This window comes from Lentzea sp. NPDC005914, from assembly GCF_040629405.1.
Lineage (GTDB): Bacteria > Actinomycetota > Actinomycetes > Mycobacteriales > Pseudonocardiaceae > Lentzea.
Map to the genome: position 1 here is coordinate 479,940 of NZ_JBEXVQ010000001.1, position 11,650 is coordinate 491,589.

General features: G+C 70.2%; 8 protein-coding genes. All 8 read right to left on the reverse strand.

Annotation, left to right across the window (positions count from 1 at the left end; all coding sequences use genetic code 11):
* Genes ABZ345_RS02090 through ABZ345_RS02125 form a run of 8 tightly spaced genes read right to left on the reverse strand, consistent with a single transcriptional unit; the run spans window position 1 to window position 11,645 of the window.
* Window positions 1-3,231: a serine hydrolase gene (locus ABZ345_RS02090; RefSeq protein WP_359841982.1), complete on the reverse strand. Its 3,231-nt coding sequence runs from the start codon at window positions 3,229-3,231 to the stop codon at window positions 1-3.
* Entirely contained in the window at window positions 3,228-4,241 is a 1,014-nt protein-coding gene (locus tag ABZ345_RS02095; RefSeq protein ID WP_359841984.1) for a membrane dipeptidase, read from the reverse strand. Before ABZ345_RS02095 ends, ABZ345_RS02090 begins: the two co-directional genes overlap by 4 nt.
* Window positions 4,238-4,984, reverse strand: coding sequence for an ATP-binding cassette domain-containing protein (locus tag ABZ345_RS02100; RefSeq protein ID WP_359841986.1), 747 nt, complete (start codon window positions 4,982-4,984; stop codon window positions 4,238-4,240). Before ABZ345_RS02100 ends, ABZ345_RS02095 begins: the two co-directional genes overlap by 4 nt.
* Window positions 4,981-6,873, reverse strand: coding sequence for a dipeptide/oligopeptide/nickel ABC transporter permease/ATP-binding protein (locus ABZ345_RS02105; RefSeq protein WP_359841988.1), 1,893 nt, complete (start codon window positions 6,871-6,873; stop codon window positions 4,981-4,983). The genes ABZ345_RS02100 and ABZ345_RS02105 overlap by 4 nt, the downstream gene beginning before the upstream one ends.
* Window positions 6,873-7,850, reverse strand: a complete 978-nt coding sequence (locus ABZ345_RS02110; RefSeq protein WP_359841990.1) for an ABC transporter permease — start codon at window positions 7,848-7,850, stop codon at window positions 6,873-6,875. Before ABZ345_RS02110 ends, ABZ345_RS02105 begins: the two co-directional genes overlap by 1 nt.
* Window positions 7,847-9,415: an ABC transporter substrate-binding protein gene (locus ABZ345_RS02115; protein ID WP_359841992.1), complete on the reverse strand. Its 1,569-nt coding sequence runs from the start codon at window positions 9,413-9,415 to the stop codon at window positions 7,847-7,849. Before ABZ345_RS02115 ends, ABZ345_RS02110 begins: the two co-directional genes overlap by 4 nt.
* Entirely contained in the window at window positions 9,412-10,272 is an 861-nt protein-coding gene (locus ABZ345_RS02120) for a serine hydrolase (RefSeq protein WP_359841994.1), read from the reverse strand. Before ABZ345_RS02120 ends, ABZ345_RS02115 begins: the two co-directional genes overlap by 4 nt.
* Complete coding sequence (locus ABZ345_RS02125; protein ID WP_359841996.1) at window positions 10,269-11,645, reverse strand: serine hydrolase domain-containing protein; 1,377 nt, start codon at window positions 11,643-11,645, stop codon at window positions 10,269-10,271. The genes ABZ345_RS02120 and ABZ345_RS02125 overlap by 4 nt, the downstream gene beginning before the upstream one ends.
* Window positions 11,646-11,650 lie beyond the last annotated feature (5 nt).

Here is an 11,650-nt window from a genome sequence, read left to right on the forward strand (position 1 = left end):
TCAGGACACCTTCGGCGTGGCGCGGACACCCAGGTGCACGTACGGCTCCCCGGTGGGCAACGTGTAGAACACCAGCGACATCCAGCTCTCGTTCTCCGACATCCGGCACACGAACAGCGAGTCGTCGATCGGCACCAGAGAGACCTCCGGCATCTCGGGGACCAGGTCCTTCAACGGGCCGGTGGCCGTCATCTTGAGTCGCAGCCCGTCCTCACCCTCGGTGATGTCCATCTGCGAGGAGGCCCGCTCGTACCGGCCGACGTACCGCGCGGGGTCGACGGCGGGAGGTTCGGCGGCGGGCTCCAGCGGCCGGGGCATCTCGATCCCGGCGAGCTCGGCGAAGATCTCCCGGTAGAGCTCCAGGTACAGCTCGCGAGCGTGGCCGCCGTTGGTGAGCAACGTGACCGCGAGGCGTTGCTCCGGAAGCACGCGCAGGAACGCGGACTGCCCGATGGTGTTGCCGTCGTGGCCGATCAGCCGGTGCCCGTCCCAGCCGAACCGGATCCAGCCCAGGCCCCACGAGTCGCCCAGCGCGTTCGGGTCGGGCACGTCGGTCTGCTTCTCGGTCATCTGCGCGGTGGACGCCTCCGACAGCACCCGCGTGCCGTCCTGCGCCAGGCCGCCGTCGAGGTGCATCCGCGCGAACGCCAGCACGTCGGCGGTTGTCGCGAAGATCGTCCCCGCCGGGCCCGCGGACCGGGCCAGCGCCCACACCGGTGCCGGCACCTGCTCGTCGTCCTTGGCGACGTGGCCGACGGCGGCGCGGAACATCAGCGCCTCCTCCGGCAACGTGCCGGTGTGGGTCAGCCCGAGCGGCGAGTAGAGCCGGTCGCGCATCGCGGTGTCCCACGTCTGGCCGGTGAGCTTCTCGATCACCCTGCCCGCGAGCGTGAAACCCGAGTTGCAGTAGGAGAAGGTGGCGCCCAGCGGGTGGTTCTGCCGTGCCTCGACGAGCTGGTCGACGTAGCGCTCCAGGCACTCGTCGCCGCGGCCGGTGTCGGTGAAGATGTCGCCGTCGATACCGCTGGTGTGCGTGAGCAGGTGCCGCATCGTCACCTTCTGCGCCACCACGGGATCCGCGAGCCTCAGCTCCGGCAGCACGTCGGCGATCGGCGCGTCGAGGTCGAGCAGTCCCTCGTCGACGAGCTGCATCACGACCGTCGTCGTCCACACCTTGCTGATCGAACCGATCTGGAACACCGTGTCGTCGTCGACCTCGACGCCGGTCGTCGTGCTCAGGACTCCGTGGTGGGCCTGGATGATCTCGTCGTCGCGCAGGATGCCCAGTGCCGCACCTGGGACGCCGTGCTTCTTGGCGAGCGCGGAAAGCCTGCGCTGCCAGTGCTTCGCGTCGAGCGGACGGCGGTTCTCGGCGTGTTCGCGCACCCAGTCCACGACGCGGCGGTTGAAGTCCTCGCGGTGCGACGGCTTGCCGCTGAGGATGAAAAGGTGTGACTCGTCGGGGTAGAGCACCAGCCTGCTCGGCACGTCGTTCTGGCGCAGCGCGGTGAACCACTGCTCGGCCTGGCCGACCGGGCACCTGTCATCGCCCGCGCCCTGGTAGATCAACGTCGGCGTGCGGACCTGGTCGACGAGCGTCAAGGGCGACAGCTCCGCGATGTGGTCGCCAGGGCCGCCCAGTTCGAGCTCGGTCAGGTAGTGCCCGCCGTCGGACGTGCCGGCCATGCTGCTCAGGTCGCTGACGACACCACCGGCGACGGCCGCGGCGAACCTGGTGTCGCGGCTGGTCAGGTAGCAGGTCATGTAGCCGCCGTAGCTGTAGCCGGTGACGGCGAGCTTGTCCGGGTCGGCGATCTTCTCGGCGACGAGCTGATCGAGCGGCTCCAGGAAGTCCTGGGCGTCCGCCTTGCCCCACGCGCCGACCGCGGCGGTGTAGAAGTCTTCGCCGTAACCGTCGCTGCCGCGCGGGTTGAGGATCAGGATCGTCCAGCCTTGCTGTGCCAGGACCTGGTGGTAGAGGTGCACGGGGTCGGCGGTGCCGTTCCACGCGTTGTGCGGGCCGCCGTGGATGTCCAGCAGGAGTGGTTGCGGGCCGGTGCGGGCCGGGTCGCGGACCAGCCAGCCCTGCACGACCGTGCCGTCGGAGATGGTGAACTCGCGCTCTTCACGCACGAAGAGCTCGGCCTTGTTGTGTTCGGTGTGGACGGTCACCTCGCCGGTTGCCACGTCGACCGTGGCGACTTCGCCGTACGAGGTGGGGGTGGAGAGGATGACGGCTGCGACTCCACCGGCGACGGAAAGCCCGGCTACGACGCGAGAATCTCCACCGAGGACCAGCCGAGGCTCTCCGCCTTCGAGGTCCGCGGCGTAGAGCTGAGTACAGCCCCGGTCACGTGCGCAGAACAGGACCTTGCCGTCCACCAGAGTCGGTAGGCCGCCCGGATAGCCGGCCATTCCGGGCATGACGTTTCGGTCCAACGCCTTCGACAGGGTGCGCACCTCGCCGTCGAGCGACAGCAGCAGCACGTGGAAGTGTCCGGTGTCGGCGGTGGTCCGTCCGGTGACGAGCAGGCCTTCTTCAGTCCACTCGACGGTTGCCGCTTGGCCCGTGGCCAACCCGACGAGCTTCGGCTTCGCGTGTCCGGCCACTTCGACGATGTGCACCGGTACGCGGAAGGTCAGGTCGGCGTCCTTGTCGCGCGCTCCCGTGAACGCGAGCTGCGTGCCGTCGGGTGACCACGCGGGCGTGCTGGCGAACCAGTCGCCGTCGGTGATCTGCCTGACCTCACGGCTTTCCAGGTCCAGCACGTGCAGGTGAGCGCGAACGCTGCGCAGATAGCCGGACCCGTCGGACTTGTAGTCGAGCCTGGACGTGGAGATCGGTGCCTTGGCGTCCGCGGTGTCGACCGGTGCGGAGAACGCGAGCCGCGTGCCGTCCGCGCTCCAGACCGGCTGGCCCGCGCCGAGCGGCAGCGTCGTCACCTGCTCCGGCTCGCCCCCGTCGGCGGGCAGCAGCCAGACCTGCGGCGGACCGTCCTGGGCGCGCAGGAACGCGATGCGGCTCCCGTCCGGTGACCACACGGGGGACTGGTCGGACCTGCCTCTGGTGAGCTGCTTCGCCTTGCCGTCGGCCACCCGCCACAGCGCACGGTCGTCGCGGTCGGCCTCGCGGTCGGTGGTGCGCAGGACGTAGACGATCTCGGTGCCGTCCGGCGAGATCGCGGGCTGTTCGGGCAACGCGTAGCCGTACAGGTCCTCGATGGCGGTCACGATGCGGATCCCCTCTTGAGCTCGGAACGGAACAGGTCGAGCACGTTCTGGCCCATTACCAGGGCGATGTCGTCGTCGGGCCAGCCGCGTTCTCGAAGCGCGTCGGCGACCAGCGGCAGCCCGGACGGGCCCTCCAGCCCCGGCAGGTACCGGTCGGTGGGCACGCCCTCGATGAACTGGGCCTCGCAGCACGGCGGCGTGACGTCCCCGAGGACCTCCTTGACGAAGTCCGGGCCGAGACCGACGTGCCGGACGCCCATGACGCCCGCGATGTGCTCGATGTGGTCGATCAGCCGCTCGACGCGGAAGTCGGACTCGTGCAGGAACGGCGCGAAGAAGTTCACGCACACGACGCCGCCGTTGTCCGCGATGCCTTTGAGCTGGCCGTCGGTCAGGTTTCGGTGGTGATCGCGCAACGCCCGTGCCGACGAATGTGTTGCCATCACAGGACGTGTGGCCATCTCCAGCACGTGCTCGACGCCGGCCGCGCTGAGGTGGCTGACGTCGAAGATCATGCCGAGGCGTTCCATCTCGGCGAACGCGGCGACGCCGGCCCTCGTGAGCCTGCTGCCGGTGGCGTCCTCACCGCTGCCGTCGGCCAGCGCCGTGCGGCCGAAGTGCGCCAGCGACGCGATCCGGACTCCCAGCCGGTACAGCGTTTCCAGCAGCTCGACGTCCTCACCGACGCCCGGCGCGCTCTCCAGCGCGAGCACCAGTGCGATGCGGTTCGACTCGAGTGCGGCGTCGATGTCGTCGCTGTCGAAACAGAGTGCGACGGTGTCCGGGTTGCTCTCGGCGATGCGGTGGGCGGCCTCGACCATCCGCAGCGTCTGCCTCAGCGCGCCTTCCGGCCGGAACACGTCGTCGATGAACACCGGGAGCACCTGCAGGTCCACCCCGCCCGCGTGCAGCTGCGGCAGCCATTGGTCGCGGAAGTGCGGCACCCACCGTTCGACGGGCCGGTGGACGATCGCGTCCAGCAGGTCGTTGTGCGTGTCCGCGATGATCACGAAGCGTCCTCCCACAGGCTGGTGTGCCGCGACGGCGCGGCCGCGAGCAGCTCGCGCGTGTAGCCGTGTTGCGGATCGGCGAGCACCTGCCCGGCCGGTCCCTCTTCCACGATCGTGCCCGCGCGCATCACCGCGATGCGGTCGCTCACGTACCGGACGACGGCGAGGTTGTGCGAGATGAACAGCATCGACAGGCCCAGCCGCCGTTGCAGGTCCCGCACGAGGTTCAGCACCGCGCCCTGCACCGACACGTCCAGCGCGGACGTGATCTCGTCGGCGATGAGCACCTTCGGTTGCCCGGCGAGTGCCCTGGCGAGGGCGACCCGCTGCCGTTGACCGCCCGACAGCCGGGCGGGAAGTGAGGCGGCGCGGCCGGGGTCGAGGTTGACGAGTTCGAGCAGCCGGGCGACTTCCGCGCGCTTGTCGACGCCTCGCGGCATGGCTTCGGCGATCGACCCGCCGATGCTCATGCGCGGGTCGAGGGACGAGTACGGGTCCTGGAAGACCATCTGCAGCCCTCGGTCACGCCGGCGCAGCCGCTGGACGTCGGTGCCGTCGAGCAGGATGCGGCCAGCGGTGGGCGGGACGAGCCCGACGGCCGCGGCGGCGAGGCTGGACTTGCCCGACCCGGACTCGCCGACCAGCCCGACGACCTGGCCCGCCGGCACGGTCAGGTCGACCGCGTCGACGGCGCGCAGGGAGCCGTACTGAAGGCTGACCCGCTCGAACCGCAGCTCACTCATGAGACCCTCCCGGCCCGCAGCTCGCCGTCGCGGCACTTCTCATCAGGCATCGCGTCGTCCAGGCCGGGTAGTCCCTCCACGAGCCGCCAGCAGGCCACCCGATGCCCGTCTTCCACCTCGGTCAGTTCGGGCTCCTCGTTCCGGCACCTCTCGTCGGCCACCGGGCACCGGGGTGCGAAGGGGCACCCTGCCCCGATCTCCGCGGGCTCAGGCGGCCTGCCCGGGATCACCGCCAGCGGCGCGTCCCGATCGGTCTCCAGGTCGGGCACTGCGGCGAGCAGCGCCGTCGTGTACGGGTGCCGCGCCGACGTGAACAGCTCCGCGGTCGGCAGCTCCTCGACGATCCGTCCCGCGTACATCACCAGCACCCGGTCGCAGGTCTGCGCGACCACGGTGATGTCGTGGCTGATCAGCAACACCGCCGCCGACCGTTCCTCCCTGACCCGCGCGAGCAACCGCAGCACCTCCCGCTGCACGGTGACGTCGAGCGCTGTGGTCGGCTCGTCGGCGATCACGAGCCGCGGCTCGCCCATCAACCCCATCGCGATCATCGCGCGCTGCCGCATCCCGCCGGAGAACTCGTGCGGGTACTGCCTCGCCCGCTTGGCGGCCGACGGGATCCGCACGGCCCGCAACCGGTCGACGACCCGTTCGAACGCCGCCTTGCGCGACATCCCGTGGTGCACTTCGGACACCTCGGCGAGCTGCCGGCCGATCCTGCGTGTCGGGTTGAACGTCGTCATCGGGTCCTGGAACACCATCGCCAGCGACGTGCCCAGCTCCCGCGGCGACGTCTCGGTCACCGGTTTCCCGGCGAACTCCAGCCGGTCGGCCGTGACCACTCCCGGATCCTCCACCAGCCGTGACACGGCCAGCGCGGTCAAGCTCTTGCCCGAACCGGACTCGCCGACCACGCCGATCATCTCGCCCTGCCCGACCGTGAACGACACCCCGCGCACCGGCGTGATCCACCCGGCTGCTCCGGGGAAGGACACCCGCAGGTTCCGCACGGTCAGCACGCCTTCGCCGTCGCGTTCCTCCACAGTGGACTCGTGAAGCGGCTTGGATCGTTGCCGCACGACCTGCCGGTGACTCGCGGCCGAAGCCGCGGCCTCACCGAACAGGTTGAAAGCCAGCCCCGCCAGGACCACCGCCACCGCCGGACCCAGGGCAGGGGCGGGGGAGACGTAGATCCGGTTGAGCCCCTCGCCGAGCAGCCGCCCCCAGTCGTAGGAGGGCGCCTGCACCCCGATCCCGAGGAACGACAGCCCGGCGAAGGCGGTCAGCGCCGATCCCGCGGCCAGCGTCGCGTTGATCACCAGCGGTTCGGCGATGTTCGGCAGAACGTGCCGGACCAGCAACCGGAACCGTCCCACCCCGCACACCCGCGCCGCCGCGATGAAGTCACGGCCGCTGACCGACGCGGTCAGGGTCTGGGTGAGCCGGGCGAACGACGGCGTGATCGCGAACGCGATGGCCAGCACCGCGCCGACGGTCCCGGTCCCGAAGATCACCGCGAAGAACAACGCCAGCAGCAGCCCGGGAAACGCCACCGCGATGTTCACCGCCGAGGTGACGAGCCGTCCGGCCCAGCGTGGCAGCACCGAGGGCAGCGACCCCAGCACCAGGCCGGCGGTGACACCGACGAAGGTGGCCACCAGGGCGAGTCCGAGCGTGAGCCGGGTCGCGACCAGCACGCGGTAGAAGATGTCGCGGCCCAACGCGTCCGTGCCGAGCAGGTGCTGGGCGGACGCACCTTGCTGGAGCGCGTCGGTGTCGATCGCGTCGGCTCGTGAACCCCACAGCAGCGGGGCGAAGACGGCGAGCAGAGCCAGGAGCACCAGCAGGAGACCCGCGGCCAGGCCGACTGGAGTGCGCAGAGCACGCATCAGGCCTCCCGGATCGTCGAGCGGGGATCGAGCAACGCGAGCACCATGTCGACGCCCAGGTTCACCAGCAGCACGCCCGTGCCGTACACCAGCACGATTCCCTGCACCGCCGGGTAGTCCTTCTGCTGGATCGACCCGACGATCGTCGAACCCAATCCCGGCCAGGCGAACACGTTCTCCACCAGCACGGTTCCGGCGACCATGCCGGCGAGCATCATCGCGCCGAGGGTGAGCGTGGCGGTCAGCGCGTTGGGCAACGCGTGCCGCACGTAGACCAACCGTGCGGGCAGGCGCTTCGCCCGCGCGGTGCGGACGAAGTCGTTGCCCAGCACCGAAAGCAGCTCGACCCGGACGATCCGGGCCAGCACCGCGGCCGGTCCGATCGCGAGCGCCAGCACCGGCAGCACGGAAGACCCCGCGGCGTCACGTCCGGCCACCGGCAGCCAGCCCAGCGCCACCCCGAACAGGCTGACCAGCCCGACGGCGAGCAGGAACTCCGGAATCGCCGCCAGCACCACGCTGGTGGAGGTGAACCCGAGCTCGGCACCACGACGGCGGCCGCCCCTGGTGAGCACCGCCATGACCACGCCCACCGGTACCGCCACGACGACCACGACCAGGAACGCCGTCACCGCGAGCTGCAGGGTCGCCGGCAGCCGGTCCCCGATCAGGTCCGCCACGGGTGTGCCGGAGACCAGCGAGGTGCCGAGGTCACCGGAGAACAGGTCGCCGAGGTAGTGCCAGTACTGCGTGAGCAGGGAGTCGTTGAGCCCCAACGCTTCCCGTCGCGCGTTGACGACGTCGGGCGAGGCCGTCATGCCCAATGCCTCGCGCGCCGGGTCGCCGGGGATCAGGTGGATCATCAGGAACGCGGCGGTCACCAGCACCCACAGCGAGGTCAGGAACCGCACCGCCCGCCGCCGGGCGAAGGGCAGCCAGGAGCCGCCCGTCACCCGGCGCTCGACGACCTGCGTCATGACGCCAGCATCCGGATCGACGTCGGGTCGATGCCGTCGCTGACGGTGAACTTCGCGCCCTTGACGAACGTCGGCACCACGGAGTCGAAGTACGGCACCAGGTCCACGGCCTTGACCAGCGCGGCCTCCGCCTTGTTCCAGTGCTCGCAGCCGGCCGAGCCGGGCATCGTCGCGGCCTGCCTCGACTGCTCCTCGAACTCGGCGTTGCGGACGTGGCCGAAGTTCACGCCCTGCGGCGGCATCGGGCCCGCCGCGAACGGGACCAGCTGACTGGGCAGCGCGAGCGTGACCGGCGCCATCGACACGTCCCACGCGCCCGTGTCGAACAGCGCCTGGTTGAGCCCGGCCGCGTCGACGGGCTGGATGCTCACCTGCACCCCGATGGCCTGCCACGTCTGCTGGATCAGCTCCGCGGTCGCGGTGAACGTGGGACCGAGGACGGTCGGCTGGAGCAGTCTGACCGACAACGGTTTCCCGTCCTTGGTCCTGGTGCCGCCGGAGCTCACCCAGCCCGTGGCGGTGAGAGCGTTCTCCGCGGCGGCCCTGTCGTGCGGCGGGAGGTTCGGGCCGACGTTGTCCCCGGTGCAGGGCCTCGGTTCGATCGTCACCAGGCTCTTCGACGGCCTGCCCTTGCCGCTCGTCAGCACCTTGCCGACCTGCGTGAGGTCGAGTGCCTGCACGAGTGCGCGGCGCACCGCCGGGTCCTGCATGGGAAGCCCGTCGGCCTGGTTGAAACCGAACAGCCCCAACGGTGCCGCGAAGTCGACGTGCTCGACCTTCTGCCCGAGCAGCCGTTCCTGGTCGGGGCCCGCGATGGTCGCGGCGGTGATCTGCCCGGACAGCACCAGGTTCACCGCGGTCGTCTCGTTCGGGATCACCTTGACGACGACCTTGTCCGGCAGGCCCTGCTGGGACGTCTGCCAGTCGCCGGGTCCCCACGCGAAGTCCTTGCGCCGCACCAGGGTGTAGTGGTCGTTCGGCACGATCTCGGAGATCGTGAACATGCCGGAGCCCTGCTCGCCCTTGGCCAGCAGCGAGCGGTCGCTCAGGCCCTTGGCGCAGACGATCGGCAGCGAACCGACGTTGGTCAGCAGGAACGCGTCCGGCGCGCCGCTCGTGACGGTGATCGTGCGGGTCGCCTCGTCCGCCGTCGCCGTGGTGCCCGGCATGACCATCAACCCGACCAGCGGGGACTTGTTGCCCGGATCGCCGATGTAGGTGATGTTCGCGGCGACGTCCTTGGCGGTGAGCGGTGCGCCGTCGGCACACGTGATGCCTTGGCGCAGGGTGAAGGTGGCCTTCGTGGTGTCGGCCTCCCACTTCTCCGCCAGACCCGCGACCACGTCACCGTTCGGAGTTTGGTCGATCAGGCGTCCGTACAGGAACCGGCCGACCGCGCGGGCCGCGGTCAGCACCGTGAGCGCGGGGTCGAGGGTGCCGGGGTCGGCACCGACCGACATGGTGAACGTCTTGCCGTCCGCGAGTGCGCCGGACCCGGTGCCGCCGGACGCCCCGCAGCCGGACACCGCGACGACAGCTGCCACGGCCAACGCTGTGCGCTTCATGAGGTGCTCCGGAGGTGGTCGACGGCGAGACGTCCTGCGCGGCCGATGACCGCGTCGACGGCGGGTTGCCGCAGGTCGAGGGACTTCGAGCGGGTGAACACGGCGACGGCGTAGCTGCGGCCGTCCGGATAGGTGACGACGCCGGCCTCGTTGCGGACGCTGGGCAGCGTGCCGGTCTTGGCGGCGACCTGGACGTCCGCGTCGAAGCCCGAGCTGAGCCGGTGCGGCCAGATCTGCTGGGCCATGATCCTGCGGACCTGTTCGCACGCCTCGGGTGTGGCGGCGCGGTCGGTCCAGATGGCGTCCAGCAGCGCGGTGATCTCCCTCGGTGTGGAGGAAGTCGTGCGCTCGGGGTCCACAATGGCCATCTTCTCGATCAGGTCCCACGTCGGGTTGCCGAGCGCTTCCTCGGCTTCCAGCGGAGTCAGGGCGAGGTCCACGGACATCGATGCGAAGAGGTCCTCGCAGCAGCCCAGGATCCGGGTGCGGTGCAGGCCGAGGTCCGCGAGCACCTTGTCGACCGCTTCCTGGCCGATCCGGTGGAAGATCACGTCCGTCGCGGCGTTGTCGCTCGTGGTCATCATGAACAACGCGAGGTCGCGCCAGCTCATCTCGACGTCGTCGGCGCAGCCCGCCGTGCCGATCCCGCCGATGCGGTAGTGCGAGGTGACCTTGGTCCGCTCGGTCTCGTCGAGCCGTCCCGCGGCGACTTCGGCTGCGTACGCGACGGCGACCGGGATCTTGAACACCGACGCGAGCACGACCGGGTCGTCGGCGTGGTAGGAGAACTCGTTGTCCGTCCCGATCTCGCGGGCGTGGACGAACCCTTCGGCACCTGCCTCGGCGAAGACGTTCACCGGGCGACCCGCCGGTCCGCGCGTCCGGTGTGCAGGAAGAGCGCGCGGCCCTGGCCGTCGTCGCCGACGAACGCGTGCGGCATGTGGATGCCGTGAACCGGTTCCGCCGCAACGAGTGTGTCGTCGCGCCACGGCACCAGCTCGGTCCTGCCGGCGGACTCCGGGCTGAGCTCGGCCATGATCCCCTTGGGGATGACCTCCATCCAGATGCGGCCGTCCTCGTCCTGCGTCACGATCCGCTCGCCGACCGACGACACGTAAACGCCGGTGAACCGCTTGCCGTCCAACGGTTTCGGTTCCGCGGCCGGTCGTGGCATGGCCGGCAGCTCGACGCCGGCCAGCTCGCGCAGGACGTGCCGGAAGATCTCCTCGTACAGGTCGACGGTCTTGCCGCCGTTGGTCAGCAACGCGACCGCGACCCCGTGCTCGGGAACCAGGCGCAGGAAGGCGTTCTGCCCGATGGTGCCGCCGTCGTGGCCGATGACCGTCGCTCGTGGATAGTGGAACAGCTCCCAGCCCAGTCCCCAGGAGTCGCCCATCAGCGCCAGGTCCGGCACCCGCGCCTGAACCCGCTGCATCGCCTCGATGGCGGCCGGCGACAGCACCCCGGTCTTCTTGCTCATGTGCATCCGCGCGAACGTCAGCAGGTCGCGGGCGCTCATGGCGAGCATCGACCCGGCCGGGATGTTGGACCGCACGAGCGCCCAGACCGGTGCCACCTGCGGCCCGGCTTCCTCGTCGGGCGTGAGGTGGCCGGCCGCCGCGCGGAACATGATCGCCTCGTCGGCACAGGTCGCGGCGTGCGTGAGCCCGAGCGGCACGAACAGGTGGTCGCGCAGGCACTCGTCGTAGGACTTGCCGCGGAGCTTTTCGACGACCCGGCCGAGCACGCTGTAGCCCGCGTTGTTGTAGCTGAACATCTCGCCGGGCGCGAAGAGCTGCGGGGTGTCGTGCAGCGTGGCGACGTACTTCTCGACGCAGTCGTCCCCGCGGCCGGTGTCGGTGAACAGGTCGCCCTCGAAGCCGGACGTGTGGCACATGAGCTGCCGCACGGTGATCCGCTTCGCGGCCTCCTCGTCGGCGACGCGGAACTCGGGCAGGTAGTCCCGCACCGGCGCGTCGACGTCCAGCAAGCCCTCGTCGACGAGCTGCATGGCGAGCGTCGTCGTCCACACCTTGGTGATCGACCCGATCTGGAACACCGAGTCGGTCGTCGTCTCGACACCGGTGTTCTTGTTGAGCACACCCGTCGCCGCCTCGACGACCTCGTCGCCCGCGGTGACGGCCACCGCGGCGCCCGGCACCTCGTACTGGGAGGCCAGCCCGGGGAGGTTCTCCTGCAGCCAGTCGTTGATCTCGCTCAGCTTGGACATCCGCG